Origin of the sequence: Paraburkholderia sp. GAS199 (assembly GCF_050436585.1) — a bacterium.
Classification (GTDB): domain Bacteria; phylum Pseudomonadota; class Gammaproteobacteria; order Burkholderiales; family Burkholderiaceae; genus Paraburkholderia.
Window position 1 is genome coordinate 244,520 of record NZ_JBNDMM010000001.1, and the last position, 21,521, is coordinate 266,040.

Annotated in this window: 16 protein-coding genes; 10 read left to right on the plus strand and 6 right to left on the minus strand. The window is 60.9% G+C overall.

Annotated features, from left to right (window positions below; all coding sequences use genetic code 11):
* Positions 1-88 precede the first annotated feature (88 nt).
* From P3T18_RS01040 to P3T18_RS01065, 6 genes are all read left to right on the plus strand, one after another.
* The gene (locus tag P3T18_RS01040; protein ID WP_429298050.1) at positions 89-3,688 is read left to right on the plus strand and encodes an indolepyruvate ferredoxin oxidoreductase family protein; all 3,600 of its coding nucleotides are present in this window, start codon (positions 89-91) and stop codon (positions 3,686-3,688) included.
* Positions 3,685-4,617, plus strand: coding sequence for a branched-chain amino acid transaminase (locus P3T18_RS01045; protein WP_429298051.1), 933 nt, complete (start codon positions 3,685-3,687; stop codon positions 4,615-4,617). Before P3T18_RS01040 ends, P3T18_RS01045 begins: the two co-directional genes overlap by 4 nt.
* 64 nt (positions 4,618-4,681) lie before the next feature.
* Positions 4,682-5,119 (plus strand): acyl-CoA thioesterase, encoded by a 438-nt coding sequence (locus P3T18_RS01050; RefSeq protein ID WP_429298052.1) that lies wholly within the window; start codon positions 4,682-4,684, stop codon positions 5,117-5,119.
* Positions 5,120-5,971: 852 nt separating this feature from the next.
* The gene (locus tag P3T18_RS01055; protein WP_429298053.1) at positions 5,972-9,163 is read left to right on the plus strand and encodes an efflux RND transporter permease subunit; all 3,192 of its coding nucleotides are present in this window, start codon (positions 5,972-5,974) and stop codon (positions 9,161-9,163) included.
* Positions 9,153-10,352 (plus strand): efflux RND transporter periplasmic adaptor subunit, encoded by a 1,200-nt coding sequence (locus P3T18_RS01060; protein WP_429298054.1) that lies wholly within the window; start codon positions 9,153-9,155, stop codon positions 10,350-10,352. Before P3T18_RS01055 ends, P3T18_RS01060 begins: the two co-directional genes overlap by 11 nt.
* Positions 10,345-11,817, plus strand: coding sequence for an efflux transporter outer membrane subunit (locus P3T18_RS01065; RefSeq protein ID WP_429298055.1), 1,473 nt, complete (start codon positions 10,345-10,347; stop codon positions 11,815-11,817). Before P3T18_RS01060 ends, P3T18_RS01065 begins: the two co-directional genes overlap by 8 nt.
* Before the next feature lie 68 nt (positions 11,818-11,885).
* Here P3T18_RS01065 and P3T18_RS01070 read toward each other — a convergent pair whose 3' ends face one another.
* The 3 genes from P3T18_RS01070 to P3T18_RS01080 form a co-directional block, all read right to left on the minus strand.
* Entirely contained in the window at positions 11,886-12,059 is a 174-nt protein-coding gene (locus tag P3T18_RS01070) for a zinc-binding dehydrogenase (RefSeq protein ID WP_429298056.1), read from the minus strand.
* Positions 12,060-12,456: 397 nt separating this feature from the next.
* Positions 12,457-12,885 carry a RidA family protein gene (locus P3T18_RS01075; RefSeq protein WP_429298057.1) on the minus strand — a complete coding sequence of 143 codons (429 nt, stop codon included), beginning with the start codon at positions 12,883-12,885 and terminating at the stop codon, positions 12,457-12,459.
* A gap of 210 nt (positions 12,886-13,095) precedes the next feature.
* Positions 13,096-13,872: an SDR family oxidoreductase gene (locus P3T18_RS01080; protein ID WP_429298058.1), complete on the minus strand. Its 777-nt coding sequence runs from the start codon at positions 13,870-13,872 to the stop codon at positions 13,096-13,098.
* A gap of 105 nt (positions 13,873-13,977) precedes the next feature.
* On the opposite strand from P3T18_RS01080, the gene P3T18_RS01085 reads away from it, so the two are divergent.
* Positions 13,978-14,409: a winged helix-turn-helix transcriptional regulator gene (locus P3T18_RS01085; protein WP_429298059.1), complete on the plus strand. Its 432-nt coding sequence runs from the start codon at positions 13,978-13,980 to the stop codon at positions 14,407-14,409.
* Between the two features lie 161 nt (positions 14,410-14,570).
* On the opposite strand, the gene P3T18_RS01090 is transcribed toward P3T18_RS01085, so the two are convergent.
* Positions 14,571-15,392 carry a MerR family transcriptional regulator gene (locus P3T18_RS01090; protein WP_429298060.1) on the minus strand — a complete coding sequence of 274 codons (822 nt, stop codon included), beginning with the start codon at positions 15,390-15,392 and terminating at the stop codon, positions 14,571-14,573.
* A gap of 127 nt (positions 15,393-15,519) precedes the next feature.
* On the opposite strand from P3T18_RS01090, the gene P3T18_RS01095 reads away from it, so the two are divergent.
* Both P3T18_RS01095 and P3T18_RS01100 read left to right on the plus strand, forming a co-directional pair.
* Positions 15,520-15,882 carry a nuclear transport factor 2 family protein gene (locus P3T18_RS01095; RefSeq protein WP_429298061.1) on the plus strand — a complete coding sequence of 121 codons (363 nt, stop codon included), beginning with the start codon at positions 15,520-15,522 and terminating at the stop codon, positions 15,880-15,882.
* 172 nt (positions 15,883-16,054) lie between these two features.
* Positions 16,055-16,993, plus strand: coding sequence for a hypothetical protein (locus P3T18_RS01100; RefSeq protein WP_429298062.1), 939 nt, complete (start codon positions 16,055-16,057; stop codon positions 16,991-16,993).
* 230 nt (positions 16,994-17,223) lie between these two features.
* Here P3T18_RS01100 and P3T18_RS01105 read toward each other — a convergent pair whose 3' ends face one another.
* Together P3T18_RS01105 and P3T18_RS01110 are read right to left on the minus strand one after the other, a co-directional pair.
* Positions 17,224-18,558, minus strand: a complete 1,335-nt coding sequence (locus P3T18_RS01105) for a sigma-54-dependent transcriptional regulator (protein ID WP_429298063.1) — start codon at positions 18,556-18,558, stop codon at positions 17,224-17,226.
* Positions 18,543-20,012 (minus strand): sensor histidine kinase, encoded by a 1,470-nt coding sequence (locus P3T18_RS01110; RefSeq protein ID WP_429298064.1) that lies wholly within the window; start codon positions 20,010-20,012, stop codon positions 18,543-18,545. The genes P3T18_RS01105 and P3T18_RS01110 overlap by 16 nt, the downstream gene beginning before the upstream one ends.
* Positions 20,013-20,304: 292 nt before the next feature.
* Here P3T18_RS01110 and P3T18_RS01115 point away from each other — a divergent pair, with 292 nt between their 5' ends.
* Positions 20,305-21,510 carry an efflux RND transporter periplasmic adaptor subunit gene (locus P3T18_RS01115; protein WP_429298065.1) on the plus strand — a complete coding sequence of 402 codons (1,206 nt, stop codon included), beginning with the start codon at positions 20,305-20,307 and terminating at the stop codon, positions 21,508-21,510.
* The last annotated feature ends 11 nt before the right edge of the window (positions 21,511-21,521 follow it).

A 21,521-nucleotide genomic window follows, 5' to 3' on the forward strand; every position in this document is an offset into this window, starting at 1 on the left:
CGAATAGCAGGATTCGGTATTCGTGATTTTACGTTGGAAATTCCGCTTCCTATACTCCGCTTCCAATAAAGCCGCCGGAGACTGCCCCATGAACGCCCCGCTATCGCCCCCGCTAAGAGACGCGCTTGCCGACATATCGCTCGACGACAAATACACCCTTGAAAAAGGCCGCGTCTATATGAGCGGCACCCAGGCGCTGGTGCGATTGCCGATGCTGCAGAAGGCGCGCGACCGCCGCAACGGCATCAACACGGCGGGCTACGTGTCCGGCTATCGCGGTTCGCCGCTCGGCGCGCTCGATCAGGGTCTGTGGAAGGCGAAGAAGCATCTGAAGGAACACGACGTCGTGTTCCAGCCCGGAGTGAACGAGGATCTTGCGGCGACGGCCGTATGGGGCACGCAGCAGCTCAATCTGTGGCCGGGCGCGAGGGTCGATGGTGTATTCGGCATGTGGTACGGCAAAGGGCCGGGCGTCGATCGCACCGGCGATGTCTTCAAGCACGCGAATGCCGCCGGCACCGATCCGAATGGCGGCGTGCTGGTGCTGGCAGGCGACGATCATGCAGCCAAGTCGTCGTCGGTCGCGCATCAGTCGGAGCACATGTTCGTGGCGAGCGGCATTCCGGTGCTGTATCCGGCCAGCGTGCAGGAATATCTCGACTACGGTCTGCATGGCTGGGCCATGAGCCGCTACGCGGGCTTGTGGGTGGCGATGAAATGCGTCACGGACGTGGTCGAATCGAGCGCCTCGGTCGACATCGATCCGGACCGTTTGCAGATCGTGCTGCCCGAAGACTTCGACATGCCCGAAGGCGGTCTGAATATCCGCTGGCCCGATCCGCCGCTCGCGCAGGAGGCGCGTCTCCTGAACCACAAGTGGTATGCGGCGCTCGCCTACGTCCGCGCGAACAAACTGAACCGCGTGGTGATCGACAGCCCCAACCCGCGTCTCGGCATCATGACGGCGGGCAAGGCTTACCTCGACGTCCGGCAGGCGCTCGCCGACCTCTCGCTCGACGATGAAACCTGCGCACGCATCGGCATCCGCGTGTTGAAAGTGGGTTGCGTATGGCCACTCGACGCGCAAAATGCCCGCGACTTCGCGACCGGGCTCGACGAAATTCTGGTGGTGGAAGAAAAACGCCAGATTCTCGAATATGCCCTCAAGGAAGAACTGTACAACTGGCGCGACGATGTGCGGCCCAAGGTCTTCGGCAAATTCGATCAGCGCGACGACGAAGGCGGCGAATGGTCCGTCCCGCGCGGACAGACGCTGCTGCCGGCGCACTACGAACTGTCGCCCGCTCTGATCGCGAAAGCGATCGCCCGGCGCCTCGCCAATGCCGATCTGCCCGCCGATCTGCGAGCGCGAATCGAAGCACGGGTTGCCGTGATCGAAGCCAAGGAGCGCGAGGCGGCCACGCCGCGTTCCGTGACGGAGCGGCAACCGTGGTTCTGTTCGGGCTGTCCGCACAACACTTCGACGCGAGTGCCCGAAGGTTCGCGCGCTCTGGCCGGCATTGGCTGCCACTACATGTCGATGTGGATGGACCGCAATACCGAGACCTTCAGCCAGATGGGCGGTGAAGGTGTAGCGTGGACCGGTCAGATGCACTTCACGAATGAGCGGCACGTGTTCGTCAATCTGGGCGACGGCACCTATTTCCACTCAGGTTTGCTCGCGATTCGCGCGTCGATTGCGGCCGGGGCGAACGTGACCTACAAGGTGCTGTACAACGACGCGGTCGCGATGACCGGCGGCCAGCCCGTGGACGGTGTACTCACCGTTCCGCAGATCGCGTTTCAGGTGATCGCGGAAGGCGCGAAACACGTGCTGATCGTCACCGACGAGCCGGAGAAATACGACGCGAGCATTCGCCTTCCCGACGGCGTGAAGGTGTATCACCGCGACGAACTCGACCGCTTGCAGCGCGAATTGCGCGAGACGGCAGGCACATCGATCCTGATCTACGACCAGACATGCGCGACCGAAAAGCGTCGGCGCCGCAAACGCGGCACCTATCCCGATCCAGCGAAACGCGCTTTCATCAACGACGCCGTATGCGAAGGTTGTGGCGACTGCTCGGTGCAGTCGAACTGTCTGTCGGTCGAGCCGCTGCAAACGCCACTCGGCACCAAGCGCAAGATCAACCAGTCGTCGTGCAATAAAGATTTTTCATGCGTGAAGGGCTTTTGCCCGAGTTTCGTCACGGCGGAAGGCGCGCAGCTGAAAAAGCCCGCTAAACCCAGCTCCTCGGCGGCATTGCCGGATTTCGCGGGACTGCCCCGGCCTGAAATTGCCTCGCTCGCGAAGCCTTACGGCGTGCTCGTGACCGGTGTCGGCGGAACCGGCGTCGTCACGATTGGCGGGCTGCTGGGCATGGCGGCTCACCTCGAAAACAAAGGTGTCACCGTGCTCGATATGGCCGGGCTCGCACAGAAAGGCGGCGCCGTGCTCAGTCATGTGCAGATCGCCGCGACGCCCGACCAATTACACGCCACACGAATTGCGGCCGGCGAAGCACGTCTGATTCTCGGCTGCGATGCGATCGTTTCCGCTTCGGCCGAAGTGCTAGCGCGCACACAACGCGACATCACTAAAGCGGCAATCAATAGCGGCGCCACGCCGACCGCCCAGTTCGTGCGGGACCCCCAATGGACTTTTCCCGCCGATCAAACGCAAGAGGATTTGCGCGCAAGCATCGGTGACGACTGCGACTTCATCGACGCCAATCGTCTCGCGCTCGACCTGTTGGGCGACACGCTCTACGCCAATCCGCTATTGCTCGGCTTTGCCTGGCAACGCGGCTGGCTGCCGCTCGGCTACGACAGCCTCGATCGCGCCATCGAACTGAACGGCGTGGCCGTCGAAAAGAATCGCCTAGCGTTCGAATGGGGCCGCTATATCGCGCAGTACGGCGAAGCCGCCGCCGATGCTTTTACGCCATCCTCCACCAAACAGCAGGCCATTGTCGTGCAGATGCCGGAGTCGCTGGACCGGCTGATCGAACGCAACGTCGAGCGGTTAAGTCAGTACCAGAACCGTCGTTATGCGGCTCGCTACATCGACGCGATCGACCGGTTGCGTGAGAAGGAAACGGCCGTGATGGGCGCGGCAAAGCCGCGTCTCACAACGGCGGTGGCGCGCAATCTGGCGAAACTGATGACCTATAAAGACGAGTACGAAGTGGCCCGTCTTTACGCGGACCCCGCCTACATGGACAAACTGCGCGCGCAGTTCGAAGGCGAGCCGGGTCGCGATTACACGCTGGCATTCCATCTCGCACCGCCATTACTCGCCAAACGTGACGAACATGGCCACCTGAAAAAGCAGCGATTCGGACAATGGACCCTCACCATGTTTCGCGTGCTCGAAAAATTCAGGTTTCTGCGCGGCACGGCATTCGACCTGTTCGGCAAGACGGAAGAACGCCGCAGCGAGCGTGAGTTGATCGCGCAGTACTTCGAGTTGATCGACGAATTCTGCGCAACGCTCGACACGGCCCGATTCGATGCCGCGATGAAACTCGCCAACTTGCCCGACGAAATTCGCGGCTTTGGTCATGTCAAGGAGCGCAACCTGCTCGCTGCGTCGGCGAGGCGCGAACGCTGGCTGACGGAATACCGCAACGAAGCAGCGGACACGTCACTCTTTTCATCTTCTGAACTTATCGAAAAAGCGTTATGAAATCGACAATGCATGATCGTGACGGCGTGATCTGGCTGGACGGTGAGTTGGTGCAGTGGCGCGATGCGCAACTCCACTTTCTGACACATTCGCTTCACTACGGCATGGCCGTATTCGAAGGCGTCAGGGCATACGAGACCACGACGGGTCCGGCAATCTTTCGCCTCGGCGATCACACGAAAAGACTCTTCAATTCCGCAAAGATTTTCGAAATGACCATACCGTTCAGCGCGGACACCATCAGAGAAGCGCAGTTGGAAGTGGTGCGTCGCAATCAGCTGAATGCATGCTATCTGCGCCCTCTCGTCTGGCTCGGCAGCGAGCAGATGGGACTGGGTGCGCGCGACAACACAGTCCACGTCGGCATCGCTGCCTGGCCGTGGGGCAGCTATCTCGGCGACGAGGGACTCTCGCGCGGCATTCGTGTCAAGACATCGTCGCTATCGCGCCATCACGTGAATGTGTCGCTGGTGCGCGCCAAGGCAAGCGGCTACTACATCAACTCGATTCTGGCCAATCGCGAAGTCACGCGTCACGGATACGACGAGGCGTTGCTGCTCGACACGGAAGGCTACGTGTCGGAGGGCGCGGGGGAAAATGTTTTTATCGTACGCGATGGGGTGTTGTACACGCCAGACCTTGCATCGTGTCTCGACGGCATTACCCGCGCGTCGGTCATTGAAATCGCGCGAGACCAGGGCCTTCGGGTCGTCGAAAAGCGCATTACACGCGACGAAATGTACTGCGCCGACGAAGCCTTTTTCACTGGCACGGCGGCCGAGGTCACGCCCATTCGCGAGCTGGACGATCGCGTGATCGGCAAAGGCGAGCGTGGGCCGATTACGGCGTCGCTACAGGAAACGTTCTTTGCCGCGGTAGCAGGAAAATCGGAACGCTACGCGCACTGGCTGACGCGCGTGAACCGCTGAGTCGATTTCCATCGGGCCGGACACTGTCGTACCCTGTCCGGCTCACTTTCAACACGAGACCGCCATGTCCGCTTCCTCATCCTCAGAACGTCTTCCCGCCAACGCGATGCCCGTATTGCGTGTGGTGCCGCAACCGTCGAGCGCCAATGTGCACGGCGATGTCTTCGGCGGCTGGATCATGTCGCACGTCGATATTGCCGGATCGATTCCCGCCAGCCGCCGCGCGAACGGCCGCGTCGTCACCATCGCAGTCAATTCGTTTTTGTTCAAGCAACCGGTTTTTATCGGCGACCTGCTGAGCTTTTACGCGGATATTGTTCACGAGGGGCGCACGTCGGTCACCGTCAACGTGGAAGTCTTCGCGCAGCGCATGGGCATGACGGCGGACGTCGTCAAGGTGACCGAAGCCACACTGACCTTTGTCGCGACCGACTCGATGCGGAGGCCTCGTCCGTTGCCGCCCGTTAATATCGATTCCGATACGCAGGTGAATCGCAGCTGATCTCCCCTCCCCCGCTGGCCGCTTTTCAAGGCCCAGATCATTTCAAATGCGTTTCCCGCATTAGCGATCCCACTGACCACTCCATGGGTCGCGCGCCGTAACCGATACCAACTCGAGTTACCCGTTCAAATTCGCTGCAATAAAAACTTTCCCAACAAATCTTCAGACTACCTTTTTTATTGAAGGTAATCCGATTCCGCCATTGCGCAAAACACGAGTAATAGACGTTGTCCGTACTGCACCCGTAAATTATGGTAATACAACAATAGATACGACTCGGCGAGGCGTTTTCCAACGTCTTCCGAGTTATATCGGCGACGGCGGCCATCCAAAGAAAGCGGCGTCGGATAAGGGTTATCGCGGGGTATTCGCGAAGTACGCGCAGGTCATCCACGTGTCCGCCCGATTAGCAAATTCGGCTGTGTGACGTGAGCAACTCTGCGCGCAGAGAATGCAAATTTTTTTGCGGTTGTGTACATTCCCGGTTTGCCGCGAGCGCTGCTATCGCGCGGGATGCAAGTCGTTAAGTCTCGCATTGCGCTTGCCTGGAAATAATGTAAGGCATTTGGAAATTTAAACGTCGACCACAGCTTTGCCCGGGTCGTCGTTTTGTTTTGGACTTAGAGGCGTTGCACGGGCCGCTTCCTCTGCGAACCGCGCCTTCCTGTCAGCAGTCTTTGGAACAATGATCATGTCCCGTGTCATTCGGCAACACGCATCCGGCGACGACGGCAACGATATCGGCCGGCGACTTCCCCAGTCTTCGCGACAAGCCATCGCGCTGTCATGCCAGCTCGCGCGCGACGGTATGCCAGGCCGCCCGTCCGTTCAAATCCGTGCCGTGGAATATCCATGCTCGCGCTAGTCCGCATTGCCCTCCGGCGCCCCTACACGTTCGTCGTTCTGGCGATCCTTATTCTGATCATTGGGCCGCTTTCTGCGCTCAAGACGCCGACCGACATCTTCCCCGACATCCGCATCCCCGTGATCAGCGTGGTGTGGCAATACACCGGCCTGCCTCCCGATCAAATGGTGGGACGGATCACCTCGCCGTTCGAGCGCTCGCTGACCACGACCGTCAACGACATCCAGCACATCGAGGCCGAATCGGTGAACGGCTTCGGGATCATCAAGATCTTTTTCCAGCCTGGTGTGAACATCAGTAACGCGAACGCCCAGGTCACGGCGGTCGCGCAAACGCAGTTGCGGCAATTGCCGCCGGGCACCACGCCGCCGCTGATCCTGAACTACAACGCGTCGACCGTGCCGATCATCCAGCTCGCGTTGTCCGGCAAGGGCTTGTCGGAGCAGAATCTCGGCGACCTCGGCTTGAACCAGTTGCGCCCGGCACTCGTCACCGTGGCCGGCGCCTCGATTCCCTACCCGTTCGGCGGTAAATCGCGGCAGGTGCAGATCGACGTCAATCCGGCCGCGATGCAGGCGCGCGGACTGTCGGCGCAGGATGTGGCAAACGCGCTGGCCAGCCAGAATCTGCTCACGCCGATCGGCACGGAAAAGATCGGCGATCACGAATACACGCTGCAACTGAACAACGCGCCGTCCGCGCTCAAAGCGCTCGGCGATCTGCCGATCAAGGCCGTGAACGGCACCACCGTGTATATCCACGATGTCGCCAACGTGCGCGACGGGAGCCCGCCGCAAACGAATATCGTGCACGTGGATGGCAAACGCTCGGTGCTGATGTCGGTGCTCAAGAACGGTTCGGTGTCGACGCTCGGCATCATCTCGGGCATCAAGCAGCACGTCATCGACGCGAAGCCTTCATTACCCGACGCACTGCAAATCTCGCCGATTGGCGACCAGTCGCTTTTCGTGCGCGCGGCAATCAGCGGCGTCGCGCGCGAAGGCGTGATCGCGGCCGCGCTGACCAGCCTGATGATCCTGCTGTTTCTCGGAAGCTGGCGCTCGACCGTCATCATCGCGACCTCGATCCCGCTGGCTATTCTCGGCTCGATTGCGACGCTGTCCGCGCTCGGCGAGACACTCAACATCATGACGCTCGGCGGTCTCGCGCTCGCGGTGGGGATTCTCGTCGACGATGCGACCGTCACGATCGAGAACATCAACTGGCATCTGGAGCAGGGAAAGCAGGTCGAAGAGGCCATTCTCGACGGCGGTGCGCAGATCGTCACGCCAGCCTTCGTGGCGCTGCTGTGTATCTGTATCGTGTTCGTGCCGATGTTTTTCCTCGAAGGCGTGGCGCGCTTTCTGTTCGTGCCGATGGCCGAGGCCGTGATCTTCGCGATGATCTCGTCGTTCATCCTGTCCCGCACACTCGTGCCGACGATGGCGAAGTATCTGCTCCACCCTCATAACCTGGACGAGCCGGAGCACGAAAAGAAACGCCCCGGGCCACTCGGACGCTTCCAGCAAGGCTTCGAACGGCGCTTTGAAAAAGTCCGCACGGGCTATCACGGCATTCTCGAAGTCGCGTTGAATCATCGCGCGCCCTTCGTGACCTGCTTCCTCGTTTTCGTGCTGCTCTCGTTCGCGCTGGTGCCGCTGCTCGGCCGCAACTTTTTTCCTGCCGTGGATGCCGGGCAGATTCTGCTTCACGTTCGCGCACCGGTCGGTGTACGCGTCGAGAAAACTGCGCAGATTTTTTCGGACGTGGAGAACTCGATTCGCCAGATCATTCCACCCAACGAACTTGGCACGATGGTGGATAACATCGGTCTGCCGGTGAGCGGTATCAACCTTGCGTATAACAACACCGGCACCATCGGCTCGCAGGACGGCGACATCCAGATTGCGCTGAACGAAGACCATCATCCCACTGAAGATTACGTGCGGCAGATGCGGGAGAAGTTGCCGCGACTGTTCCCCGGCGTCACGTTTTCGTTTCCGCCCGCGGACATCATCAGCCAGATTCTGAACTTCGGCTCGCCTGCCCCCGTCGACCTGCAGGTGCGAGGCAACAATCTGCCGGGCAATTTCATCTACGCAAACCGCTTACTGCGTGAAATTCGCCAGATTCCCGGTGTCGTCGACGCACGCATCCAGCAGGCGCAAAATTCGCCGACCTTCAATGTCGACGTGGATCGCACGCGCGCGCAACTGCTCGGCATCAACGAGCGGGACGTGACGAACAGTCTGGTGGTGAACCTTGCCGGTTCGAGTCAGGTCGCGCCGACGTTCTGGCTGAACAACGCGAATGGCGTGTCGTATCCGATCGTGATGCAGACGCCACAATACAGTCTCGATTCACTCGCGTCGCTGCAAAATCTGCCGATCACGTCGAGTCTGCAGAATACCGGGCAGATCCTCGGCGGCCTCGCAACCGTCGAACGGACCAACACCAACGCGGTGGTCAGCCAGTACAACATCCAGCCGATGGTCGAGATCTTCGCGACGACGCAGGATCGCGACCTCGGCGCCGTCGCGGCCGACATCCAGCGCGTGGTGCAGGCGAACGCGGGCACGCTGCCGAAGGGCTCCACGGTGGCGTTGCTCGGCCAGGTCCAGACCATGAACAGCGCGTTTGCCGGCATGCTGTTCGGCCTGCTCGGCGCGGTCGTGCTGATCTATCTGGTCGTGGTCGTCAACTTCCAGTCGTGGGCCGATCCGTTCGTGATCGTGATGGCGCTGCCGGCCGCCCTTGCCGGCATCGTCTGGATGCTGTTTGCCACCCACACCACGCTTTCGGTTCCCGCCTTGACGGGCGCGATCATGTGCATGGGCGTGGCGACCGCGAATTCGATTCTGGTGGTGAGCTTCTGCCGCGAACGGCTTGCCGAACACGGCGACCCGTTCAAGGCCGCGCTCGAAGCCGGCTTCACCCGCTTTCGCCCCGTGCTGATGACCGCGCTGTCGATGATCATCGGCATGGCGCCCATGGCACTTGCGCTGGGCGAAGGCGGCGAGCAGAACGCACCGCTTGGCCGCGCCGTGATCGGCGGCCTGATCTTCGCTACGACCGCGTCGCTGCTTCTGGTGCCGGTCATTTTCTGCATCATTCACTCGCGCCCTGGCCGCGCAATTGCCCCGACACCCGCTACGGGAGATCCCGCTCATGTCGTCTGAACCGATCGCCGGCAACCAGCCGCCGCGGCGCCGACTCGTCACCATCGGCGTGACGGGCCTTGTCATCGCCATCATCGTGGTTGCCGCGGGTGTCACGCTACGCGTCGTCGACGCGCGCAACCTGAAGTCGTGGACCAACGCGCAGGTCGTGCCGACCGTCACCGTGATCCGTCCCGTCAGCGCCGCAAACGGACCGACACTCGATCTGCCCTCGCATCTCGAAGCTTACTCACGCGCGCCGATTTTTGCGCGTGTCAGCGGCTACCTGAAGTCGTGGAGCGCCGAGATCGGCACGCCGGTGAAGTCCGGGCAATTGCTGGCGGTAATCGAATCGCCCGAACTCGATCAGCAACTGGTGCAGGCGCGCGCGGACCTCGCGAGCGCTCAGGCCAACGCGGCGCTCGCGGGCACGACTGCGAAGCGCTGGCAGGCGTTGCTCGGCACCGATTCGGTCGCGCAGCAGGAAGTCGACGAACGCACGGGCGACTACACCGCGAAGAAAGCGGCTGTGGCGGCCGCGCAGGCTAACGTCGATCGTCTGGTTGCCACGAAAAGCTTCGAGCGTATCGTGGCGCCGTTCGATGGCGTCGTGACCGCTCGCGACACGGACGTGGGCGCGCTCATCAATGCAGGTAGCGGGGGCGTCGGACAGGAACTCTTCGTGGTCTCCGACGTGAAGCGTCTTCGCGTGTACGTGCAGGTGCCGCAGGCCTACGCACCGGATGTGCGCAATGGCGGGACGGCGACTCTGACCGTGCCGGAATATCCGGGGCAGCATTTCACCGCTCGCGTGGTCGCGTCGGCGGATTCGGTGAACGTGGCGTCGGGCACGACGCTCGTGCAGCTATTGGTCGATAACTCGGACGGCAAGCTCTTGCCTGGCGGATTCGCGAGCCTGCAATTCAAGCTGCCGGTTCAGGCGAATGCCGTGCGGGTGCCTGCCAGCGCGCTGGTGTTCGACGCTCGCGGCCTGCGGGTCGCCACCCTCGGCGCGAATAGCCAGGTCGTCTTCAAGACCGTGACGATCAACCGCGACTTCGGCGATGCGGTCGAAATCGGTTCGGGACTGACGGCAACCGATCGCGTGATCGACACGCCGCCCGATGGTCTGGCCGATGGCGACCATGTGCAGGTTGCCACGGCGGCGCGCGCCGCCAGCGCGCCCGCCAAGGGGAGCACAAATGGCTAGGCCGGCTGTGCTCAGACTCGCGCCGCTTCTCGCCGGGATCAGCACGCTCGCGGCGTGTTCGCTCGCACCGGACTACCATGTGCCGCCTACGCCGATTGCCGCGCAATACCGCGCGATCGGTCCGTGGGTCAGCGCGCAACCGGCGGACCGGTTGAGCCGCACAGGCTGGTGGAAAATCTATAACGACCCGCAACTCGACGACCTCGAACAGCGGCTGCTCGCGAACAATACGGACCTCGAGGCCGCCTACGCGCATTACCGGCAAGCCAAGGCATTCGTCGATCAAGTGTCGGCCGGACTGTATCCAAAGATCACCGCGAGCGCGGTTCCGCAGCGCGACCGCCAGTCGGATACGCGTCCGTTGCGAGCCGGTGGCCCCGACTATTACAACTCGGCCACGCTCGGCGGCGAAATCGACTACGACCTCGATCTCTGGGGACGGGTGCGCGATTCCGTAGCGGCAGGCAAGGACGAAGCCCAGGCAACCCAGGCCGATCTGGCGTCCGTGCAACTGAGCTTGCAGGTTCAACTCGCCGACAGTTTCATGCGCCTGCGCGGGCTCGATCAACAAACGCAGCTCCTGACCGACACGGTCAAGGCATACGCACGCGCGCTCGAACTCACCCAGACGCTGCATGGCGGCGGAATCGTATCGGGTCTCGACGTATCGCGCGCAAAAACGCAGTTGTCTTCGGCGAAATCACAGTTGTCGCAGAATCTCGCGCAACGCGCGTTGATCGAGCACGCCATCGCGGAACTGACCGGCGCATCCGCCTCCGAATTCAGCCTGCCGCAGACGACCGGCGCGATCGCGCTGCCGGTGATTCCCGTCGACCTGCCGTCCACGTTGTTGCAACGGCGCCCCGACATCGCCGCGGCCGAGCGGCGCGTGGCTGAGGCGAATGCAAAAATCGGCGTGGCGCGCGCGGCCTATTTCCCGTCGATCACCTTGAGCCTGCAAGGTGGTGTGCAAAGTTCGGTCTACGCCGGGTTGGTCAGCGCGCCCAACATCTTCTGGGCAATCGGACCCCAGCTGGTTCAATACGTGTTCGATGGCGGCTTGCGTCGGGCGCAACTCGATGCGGCGAAAGCCGCGACCGATGAGGCCGGCGCGCGTTATCGCGGAGTCGTGTTGTCGGCGTTCCAGCAGATCGAAGACAACCTTTCGCTGTTGCAGGATCTCAGCACCGCGCTCGATCAGCAACGCGAAGCGGTCGATTCAGCGCAGCATTCGCTCGATCTCGCGTTGAATCGCTATCGCCAGGGCGCGGTCGGCTACCTCGATGTCGTGCAGGCGCAGACGGCGGCACTCGATGCGCAGCGGGGCGTGCTCGATATTCAGACGCGCCTACTGAGTGCGAACGTGCAACTCATCAAGGCGCTTGGAGGGGGCTGGTCAAGCGAGGAACTCGCGAGCGCGGCAAAGGCGCCGGCGCTCGTTGCTGCCGGTGGATCTAACGGGTGAGGATTGAGGGCGACGGCGCGTTGTTGGGCGGTGCGCCGCGCGTTGGCATCGGCTCGTGTTCCAGCGTTTCAGTTCCATCCTTCCAGGACGACCTTGCCTCGCATCGATGCGCTCTCGACCATGGCATGCGCGCGTTTCAGATTGGCCGCGTTTATCGGTGACAGCCGTTGAGTCAGCGTGGATCGGAGGTGCCCTTGATCGGCGAGGTCTGCCAGACGATTCAGAATGCGTCCCTGCAACACCCTTTAGAAGGGATCGTCTCTTCATGTCGTCTGTTTTCTTACTGGAACCCGATCGGTTTGGCGAATTTTTTCTAAATATAAAGCGAGCGCGGTTGGTTCCGTCGAGCGGATCGCCTGATGACCGCTACAACAGATTAAAGCGATTCCCCACTGTCAGTACGAGATCATAGATGAGTGGCCGCACGTGGCCGGCAATCGACCGCTCGCCCGCCATTCCCTATCAGACCTCCGTTTGCTCAGCCATTTCGCGCGCGTCGTCTACTGCGATACCAGAAACGACCCTTCAAGGTCGGGATGCATCAGTCAATTCTTTAATATTTATCGCTGAAAGCGGCCAGTCTGTCGCGCGTACTCTCGACCCGTTGAGCGCGTCTTTCGGCTTTCCGCTAGCGGCAGATTATCGGCCGCTAACGGGCGGTCCCGACGTCGCCGCGTCTCGCTTCACTGCTACGCACTTGATCTCGACCAGCAAGCCTGGGTGTGCGAGTTCGGACACACCTATCGACGTCCACGCACACGTGCCGCGTGGAAAAACCCGATTCTTCACCTCGCGAAATACGGGCATGTGAGCGCTCATCTGCACGTGGTATGTCGTCATATCGACAACGTCGTCAAAAGTGCACCCGGCCGCTTCCAGAACCAGGCGCAGATTTTCCCAGCACGCTAGGAATTGTGCCTCGGGATCGGCGATCACTTCGAGGTCAACGGTACGTCCGACCTGCCCAGCGCAGAAAACCGTGGCACCTACCTTCACTGCCGGTACGTAGCCGGCGCGCTCGACGATACGTTGCATCTCCGACGGGATGATCAATTCGCGGTCTGTCATGTGTCTTACCCGTTACAAGGTTGACGCGGTCATTCACCGCGGCCCACATTATGACCGTTCATAGCTGTGTCGATGCAGTGCCGCCGGAAGTCCACTCGCTGGAAACCGACCATTGAGCGGCAACGACACCTTTCCGCAGCGCAAATCTATAAGCCCTACCATCCGAGCGCCATACGGAAGCGATCAACCTCGACTGCTGAATGATTCGTTTCAGGCCTTCGCCGGTTTCGGGTGGCCGAGTTTGACCATCTGCCGGAACATGAAGTGCGGCGCAACGCGGCTGGCGATTTTCAATATGTTGCTCAAGCCTGGGCGTATCTCCGCTTTCCCGGCTTCAATTCCTGCAATAGCACGCTTTACCAGCACGCTGACATTCATGCCCTTTTCCCCTTTCATTTCCTCGGCAAATTCGCCTCGAAATAATGGGGTTTCGATTCCTGGCGGAGCCAGCTCGACGACCGAAACACCGGTGCCGGCCAATTGCGCTCTCAGACACTGCGTGTAAGCATGAAGCGCGGCCTTCGATGCGCTATATATCGGAGCCGCGGGAAAAGGAATGAACGCCAGACCCGACGACACATTCACAATCAAACTGTTTTTCTGCCTTAAGAGCAACGGCACAAAAGTCTGAACCATCCACATGGGCCCCTTCAGATTTCCGTCTACTTCAGCGGTCAGGTCACTCAATCGACGCTGCCGATCCAGTTTGACATTGCGCATCGTTCCCGCGTTGTTCACCAGCGTATTCAATGCGGGAAACTGGCTCGATACGAGCTTGTACAGCGATTCGATACTCGTCGGATCGCTCACGTCGCTTTGAAACACATGAAGTCCGGCAACAGCTTGCCGTGCCGCGTTCAGCCTGACGATGTCGCGACCAGTGACTATCACAGTATTACCCCGAGAGATGAGCTGTCGCGCCAGCTCCATGCCAATCCCACTTGTGCCGCCCGTAATCAGCACGGTTCTTCCGGTCATCTTCATCATGCCACTCCCCTGTCCTGTTAAGCGTGGGAGCAGTTTGACTGGCATACTCTCCGAAAGGAAGAAGGCACCTGAAAGTTTTATACTTACCAAAAAGAGAGTGTAAAGATGGGCAACGTCCCCGCGTTCACGAAGGAACAGATTGCTGCCGCGCAATACTACGCAAGCCTGACGCCGCCCATCGATCTCGACCCTCGAATCGCTTCATTGGTCAGAGATCTAATCGGTCGCGTCGCCGACAAATGGACGATGTTGATCCTCGACGTACTCGCCGAGAAGTCGCCGTTGCGTTTCAGCTTTCTTGGCAAACTGGTTGAGGGCATCAGTCAAAAAATGCTCACCCAGACTTTGCGCGCAATGGAGCGTGATGGTCTGGTGATACGCACGGTCTATCCGGTCGTACCGCCGAAAGTCGAATACAAACTCACAGACCTTGGAATCACATTGGGCGCAGCGTTCTGCGGAGTCTGGGTCTGGGCTGCCAAGAACCTTGATGCTATCGAGAAGGCACGTCAGGATTTCGACCAGCGGCCCGCGTAACTGCTGACTGGAAAACGTGAATCGAGGCTTTGGCGCCCGGCGACAGCTATGCAGCAACCGGGCGGTCGCCACACAACCGATATTCGCTGAACGTGGGCGCTCGTGATATGTCTCGCATTGGCCGACTCGCCGGCAAACGACACCGCCTGATCGCCTTTGCGCTACACAACCGTCTGAAAAATGGGCCATCCGATTTCGGTCCGCCAGAGCGTCGCGTCAGCCGTCTCGCGTGCTCCCACGAGATAGTACTCGCGGATTGGCGCATCGATTGCCAGCGCATGTTGCGTCACGTACGAAGCCAATGCACCGTAAGCGAGGTCGATGTCGGTATGCGCCCCCGCATGGATGATGGTGGCCAATTCGACTTGAGGCACCACAAGCGGCTGTACGCGCCCCATCGAGCGCACCAGTGCGGCACACGGCACGAAGATGGTGGCTTCGCCGCGTGCATCCAGGAACAAAGCGTTCGAGTAAATGCCTCCTGCTGACCCTGTAACCGGCACCTGCTGTGCAGCAAGCGTGGCATAAAGCTCTGCAATAGCACCTTGAAACCAAAGCAGTGCGTCCTTGATATCGACAATCTGGGTGATCGAAGCCGCCATGGCAGCGTCGACGGTACGCTGTTCGATGCTCGCGGACATTCGCGCAGCAGGCTGCAGCAAACCTCGCAGGGAAGCGACTGCACTCTGGGTACGCGCGAGCTCGCTTTCGAGGCGTTCGAGATGTGCCGAGATGAGTTCGCTACGGGCCTCGATGTCTTGCGCACCCAATACCGCGCGAATGTCCTCCAGCGGCATATCGAGCGCCCGAAAACGGCGTATCACTTGAGCGGTGGCGATCTGGTCAGGTCCGTATCGCCGGTAGCCGGTCTGCGCATCGACTTCGACCGGCACGAGCACGCCCGTCTCATGATAGTGGCGCAGCGTCTTAACGCTCAAATGCGTAGCGCGCGCGAAATCGCCGATTCCGAGGGAGAGTTGCATGCGCCCATTGTGCACTCTCCCGTAGGGGGAGAGTCAACCCACAAGAAGGTATTGACTCTCACGTCACCGGACCCTCCAGGATAGTCGCTCCGGGCCAGAAGCCCATGATCAACAGGAGCAACTCGACATGACAAACCTGCTAAGCGGCGTCGTTGCCGACCACATCGAAGCCATCAATGCGTTCGACACCGAGGCGACCGTCGCGACGTTTTCACCGGATGCCTATGTCAACGACAACCACCGCGAGATTCGGGGCGTCGACGCAATTAAACGGTGGGTAGAAAAGGAAATTGTCGGGGACAAGGTGACTCTCGACGTACGCGAAATTGCCAATCACTACGGGGATATCATCGTTAGAGCCACGTATGACGGGGATTTCGATAAATCCAGACTTCCGTCCGGCGAGCTTATTCTGTCGAACTATTTCAGCGTCCGCGAGGGCAAAATTGTCAGCCTCGTCGTGATTCGCAATCAGCCGTCGCCTTACTGACTGAGGAGCCCTCGCTCGACAGCTCATCTTCGCCACTTGAAATAGACGCTGAAGGCGGCTTCCCCGAGGGTGGCTGACGAACGAGGTTTTTCAACAGCAGGCAGGAATTGTTCACAACCGGCTTTCGCGTTAATCGTCCGCTCATTTCCGGAAGCGCTCGTTCGACAGTTCAGTGGGAATCGACGACAATCCGGCTTTCCGCTCACTTAATCAAGAGCACGTCCATGAAGGAAACCGTCAATTGAGCACCGGCTTGCGATCAGCTATTTTCAACACACTTGCAATTGCAGCCGCGTTGCTATCGGTCGCCTCCGTCGGCGCCACAGAGTCTGCGACCGAAGCCCATGCAGTGCCCTTCATCGAAGTCACGAAGAGCAGCTTGCCCGATCATGGCTGGGCACAAAAAGTTTGCCAACTAGCCGCGACCTCGTGCAGCGCGTCAGGCCCGCAAGACGATGCAGGCAAGATGCCGACGCTATATCGGCTCAAAGGTGACACGTCGAGCAACTACTACGCGATCCTGCCAGGCCCAACGCTACTAAAGATGAGTCTTGTGTCTGGCACTGCCTGGAAAATCCTGCAGAAATGGGACTTTTCGGACTACCAGCCGAAAGACCGTGAAACTGGCGATGGCGAGGCACCACCACTGGCTCTTTATCCGGCCCTGTACCCGCTCGGAAGCGATCGATATGCGGTCGCGGTGCTGGCCGGTTGGTCGGAGAGCTATTCGGGCGGCGGAGGCGGCTGGGAAAATGCCGACTTCGTGGAATTAGCACCAAACGGTGGTCACGCCGGGGCCACGCGTGTCGAGAAGTTGCCATTCAGTTGCAACAAGTCGATTCGTGCGTGTTTTTCCGAGAACGACTACCGTCACTCCCCACACTGCAGCGAAGATTTCGACGGCTCTTTGAGGTTGCGCTTTGTGCCGGGCGCGAGCGTCGGCAAACTCGACTGGATCGCGACATGGAAAGAGACGCATTGGCCAGAATTGAAGCCGAAGAGCACCGTGGAGCATAAGTCAGTTTCGGTCACCTTGCCAGCTGGCCAGGATCCGGCTTTAGCGGGTGATTCGTTGCGCAACAGAGTGTCTTTTTGCGAGCCGACTAATTGAGCTGGCTCGCTTTCACGGGCGTCGAATTGCTCTCCTCCGAATTGCGGTGGCTACTTTGTTGCGGGAGTTGGCGACAGGGAAATTGTCAGAATGCCGACCGGCCCGTGTAGTTCGTCAAGGCCCGTTCGCCGTTCCTTGACGCCAACGTTCGCGTGCGCCACAAGGCGAATAACTGCAACGCGCCGCGCTTCAACCTAAACTAAAACCTCTCCCCTGCAGAGTCGCCCACTCTATTCCTCTTCCCCCGACGCAATCCCATAGCGCCGCAATTTCGCGTAAAGCAACTGACGGTTCACGTTGAGCCGTCGAGCGGCGTCCGCCCGATTGTTGCCGCTCGACCTGAGCGCCCGGCGAATCAGCATTTCCTCCAGTCGCGCGATGGCCGAGGGCAGGTCCTCTTCCGGCCAATCGAATGAGGCTGCGGCGTGCGTCGACGGTGAAGTCTTGAGGAAAGAAAAATCAGCCGCGTCGATGTACTCGCCGCGCACCATCACCGCCACACGGTCCATTGCGTTCTTGAGTTCGCGAACGTTGCCCGGCCAGCGATATCGAATCAGATAAGCCGCCGCCTCTGTCGACAGACGCTTGCCCGCTTTCGCACACGTCAGAAAATATTCCGCGAGCGGGACGATATCCGCAATCCGCTCCGAGAGCGGCGGCAGATGAATCGGTATGACATGCAGGCGATAGAACAGGTCTTCGCGGAACGTCCCGTCTGCCACGGCGCGAATCAGATCCCGGTGAGTTGCCGCAATCACGCGCACGTCGACCGCAGTCGGCTTGCCGCCAACCGGCGTCACAACACGCTCCTGCAAGGCACGCAGTATTTTTCCCTGCATGGCAAGGTCCATGTCGCCGATTTCGTCGAGAAATAACGATCCGCCTTCGGCTTGCCGGAATGCGCCTTCGCGGTCCGCGCTCGCGCCGGTGAATGCGCCGCGCGCGTGACCGAACAGTTCGCTTTCGAGCAGATCCATGGGAATCGCGGCGCAATTCACAGCCACGAACGGACCGCGCTTTCTGTGTCCATGCTCGTGAATCGCTCGCGCAACGACCTCCTTGCCCGTGCCGGTCTCACCCGTGATCAGCACATTGGCGTCGCTGTCGGCGAGTACGCCAATCGTCTTTTGCACTGAACGCATCGCCTCGCTCGACCCGATCAACGACTCTGACGGCGGCTCGACGATCCGTTTGCGAGACTCGACGACACCCGCAAGCATGCGCTGCAGCACCTGCGCCAGGTCGTTGCGACCGATGGGTTTTGTCAGGTGGTCGAAAGCACCGAGACGCATGGCCTCGATGGTGTTCGACGCGGTGGCATGCGCGGTCAGCACGGTCACGGCCGGAGCGTGGCCGCGTTCGCGCAGGCGCCGCAGAACCTCCAGTCCATCCATGCCGGGCATGCGCAGGTCGAGGAAAACCGCGTTGATGTGCTCGCGTTCGAGCAATTCCAGCGCAAGCGCGCCGTCCGCAGCCATACGCGCGGTATGACCGAGGTCACCCACCACCTCGGCGAGCGCTTCACGCATGGTGGCGTCGTCGTCGACGATCAGGATGTTAGCCATGGCAAGGTAATTTCAAAACTGGTGCCCTTCTCTGTTATCACATAACGCACAGCGCCACCGTGCGCTTCTGCCACTTCACGTACGATCGACAATCCCAATCCCGTGCCGTCCGGGCGCCCGGTGACAAACGGTTCAAACAGATGATCGGCAATATCGTGAGGCGGCCCCGCACCCTGATCGCGCACCGACAGAACCAGCGCCTCCGGACGACCGATCGCGACCACCTCGATCCGGCTATCGGCGGGCGCCGCGTTGAGCGCGTTCAGAATCAGGTTGTCGAGCGCCCTTTTTAATTGATCCGGGTCGAATCGGGCCAGTTGCGCGTCGGCGGCACAGGCGAGTGTCACTCCGCGCGCCGCAGCGCGCTCGACGTGCTGCGCCACGCAGGCCTGCAAGAACGAGCGCACCTCGACCTGCTCACGCTTGGGCGTGTCGTGTTCCGTAATGCTCAGTAAGCGCCGCACCAGCGTATCCAGCCTTTCGATCTCGCCGAGAATGACCTGCAGCGCCTGTGGCTGCCGCTCGGGTCCACCGGCTACCGCACTTTCCGCTTTCAGACGCATTGCCGCGATCGGATTGCGGATTTCATGTGCCACGCCCGCCGCCACGCGGCCGATCGCCGCCAGCCGCTCGGCCGTCGCCATCTGGCGCGCCAGTTCGTCGCCACGCTGACGCGCCGCCGACAGACGCCGGCCGGCGTCGTTGAGTGCCAGCACGATACGATCGAGTTCGCGCTCGCGAGTGGGCGGCAAGACCGGCAGATCGGCTACATCATAGGCATTGAGCGCCGACTCGATCTGCGATACATGCCTCGACCATGTCATGGTCAGATGGATCAACAGCGCCGCGGCGAGCAGCACCGTGACGAGCAGCACCGCTTGCCCGGCCATCAGTTGCAGATAGCTGCGACCGGCAAACATAAACGTCCACGTCATGGTCCACGCGGTTAAATGCGGAATCGGGCCGGGCAGCGGGCAGGCCGCGATCAGCAATGTTTGCGACCGCGCATCGTACCGGCCGCTGGCAGGCCGCTCCGCATTCAACGCGCTGACATTGATATCCCGAATGCGCGGCAGTTCTCCGCCCGGCGGCTCGAGACGCGCTGCCGGGCCGTCGTAGGTTGGAAAAGCGAAAGCCACCGAGCCGACGTCACGCTGCCAAATCCCTCCCTGCACGCCCGGCCGGTTCTGTAGCGCCGACTGCACCAGCGTGACGAGCCGCTTGCGTACGTCCGTGTCGTCGCCAGCCAGTTGCGACCTGTCGCCGCCGCTCGCGTATTGCCGGTACGCCGTCACGATGGCTTCGCAAGCCCGGCTATTTTCTGCGGCCGCCTGACCGACACGTGCCGCCGCCGACTGATGGAACAAGCCGATCATCAGCATGGCAGTCGCTGCTGCGGCAACGACCAGCAACAGGAGCAGCAGGACAAGACGGCCGCGCAACGATCGAAGCATGGGGTTCCAGAAAGATCAGGAAAGGATACGAGTAGCACGCTGATGCGAATGGTATGCCAGGTTCAGCGTCATCGGCGCGATTCGTCTAAAGCGCCCGGCAGCGCACACTTCGCGGCGCGCTTCTGTCGTGATTTGTGACGGCCATTGTCGCAAATCACGACACCTTCCCCGACGCTATCCGCCGCGAGTCCGCTCCAGCGGACACCATCGACTGGCATAGTCGTTGCAGAAAGGAGTGGGCAGCCTCTCTCCCGATGGCGGCACTTTTTCCGCTCTCCCCGACGAGGCCTGCATGACAAGGAAGCATCTGAATTGGACCGCGCTCATCGTGATCGCGCTGCTGATCGTGGCCGGCGTCTGGTTTTTTGTCATCCACCACGCCAGCCGGAAACCTGCCGCCGCACCACGCGGCACGCCGGTCTCCACGGTGGCGACGAAGCTGTCCAATGTCCCCGTCTATATCGATTCGCTCGGCACGGTGACGCCGACCCGCACGGTAACGGTCATCAGTCAGGTGAACGGCATTCTCGATTCGGTGGACTTCAAGGAAGGGCAGTTCGTCCACCGCGGCCAGGTCATTGCGCACATCGATTCGCGCGCATTGCAGGCTCAGCTGGTCCAGGCACAAGGCACGCTGGCGCATGACAAAGCAGCGCTCGTCAACGCGCAACTCGACCTGCAACGTTATCGCCAGCTGATCAAGGTGGGCTCGATCACGCAGCAGACACTGGATACGCAACTGGCAACCGTCAACGAAGATCAGGGCACGGTGACGGCGGATAGCGGTAGCGTGCAGAACCTGCAGGTACAGGTCGGCTACTGCACGATTACGTCCCCGGTGGACGGCGTGGTGGGTTTGCGTCTCGTCGATCCGGGCAATTACGTGACGACGACCAGCACGACGGGCGTGGCAGTGATCACGCAGCTGCAACCCGCGACCGTGGTGTACGCCGTACCCGAAGATTATCTCGGCCAGATTCACAAGGCGATGTCGCGTGGCACGGTGGCTGTTCTCGCTTACGACCGCGACAAGAAAACGCTGCTTGCGCAAGGCACGCTGCTGGCCGTCGATAACCAGGTCGATACGTCCACCGGCACGATCAAGGTGAAGGCCGAATTTCCGCAGTCGGGCTCCGCGCTCTTTCCAAATCAGTTCGTGAACGCCCGCATGCAGGCGGATACGCTGACGCAAATCCCGGTGATTCCCACGGCCGCGATCCAGCACGGTACGCAAGGCGATTTCGTATTCGTCGTCACGGCCGGCAACAAAGTCGCGCTGCGCAATGTGAAGGCCGGCCCGGTCAGCGGTGATGACACGGCGATTCTCGACGGCGGCGTCAAGGCCGGCGAGCAGGTCGTCACCGATGGCGCGGACAAACTGGACAATGGCTCGGTGATACGGGTCGTTGCTTCGGCGCCGGCCGGTGCTTCGACTGCTGCTGCGAGCGCCCCGGCCTCGGCGGCGTCGGGAGCCTCGGCCACCACTGCGTCCAATTGACCGGACGCCCC

Bases quoted from the DNA above. Each gene is read 5' to 3' on its own strand.
- P3T18_RS01040 (WP_429298050.1), top strand. From the start codon at position 89: ATGAACGCCCCGCTATCGCCCCCGCTAAGAGACGCGCTTGCCGACATA.
- P3T18_RS01045 (WP_429298051.1), top strand. From the start codon at position 3,685: ATGAAATCGACAATGCATGATCGTGACGGCGTGATCTGGCTGGACGGT.
- P3T18_RS01050 (WP_429298052.1), top strand. From the start codon at position 4,682: ATGTCCGCTTCCTCATCCTCAGAACGTCTTCCCGCCAACGCGATGCCC.
- P3T18_RS01055 (WP_429298053.1), top strand. From the start codon at position 5,972: ATGCTCGCGCTAGTCCGCATTGCCCTCCGGCGCCCCTACACGTTCGTC.
- P3T18_RS01060 (WP_429298054.1), top strand. From the start codon at position 9,153: ATGTCGTCTGAACCGATCGCCGGCAACCAGCCGCCGCGGCGCCGACTC.
- P3T18_RS01065 (WP_429298055.1), top strand. From the start codon at position 10,345: ATGGCTAGGCCGGCTGTGCTCAGACTCGCGCCGCTTCTCGCCGGGATC.
- P3T18_RS01075 (WP_429298057.1), bottom strand. From the start codon at position 12,885: ATGACAGACCGCGAATTGATCATCCCGTCGGAGATGCAACGTATCGTC.
- P3T18_RS01080 (WP_429298058.1), bottom strand. From the start codon at position 13,872: ATGATGAAGATGACCGGAAGAACCGTGCTGATTACGGGCGGCACAAGT.
- P3T18_RS01085 (WP_429298059.1), top strand. From the start codon at position 13,978: ATGGGCAACGTCCCCGCGTTCACGAAGGAACAGATTGCTGCCGCGCAA.
- P3T18_RS01090 (WP_429298060.1), bottom strand. From the start codon at position 15,392: ATGCAACTCTCCCTCGGAATCGGCGATTTCGCGCGCGCTACGCATTTG.
- P3T18_RS01095 (WP_429298061.1), top strand. From the start codon at position 15,520: ATGACAAACCTGCTAAGCGGCGTCGTTGCCGACCACATCGAAGCCATC.
- P3T18_RS01105 (WP_429298063.1), bottom strand. From the start codon at position 18,558: ATGGCTAACATCCTGATCGTCGACGACGACGCCACCATGCGTGAAGCG.
- P3T18_RS01110 (WP_429298064.1), bottom strand. From the start codon at position 20,012: ATGCTTCGATCGTTGCGCGGCCGTCTTGTCCTGCTGCTCCTGTTGCTG.
- P3T18_RS01115 (WP_429298065.1), top strand. From the start codon at position 20,305: ATGACAAGGAAGCATCTGAATTGGACCGCGCTCATCGTGATCGCGCTG.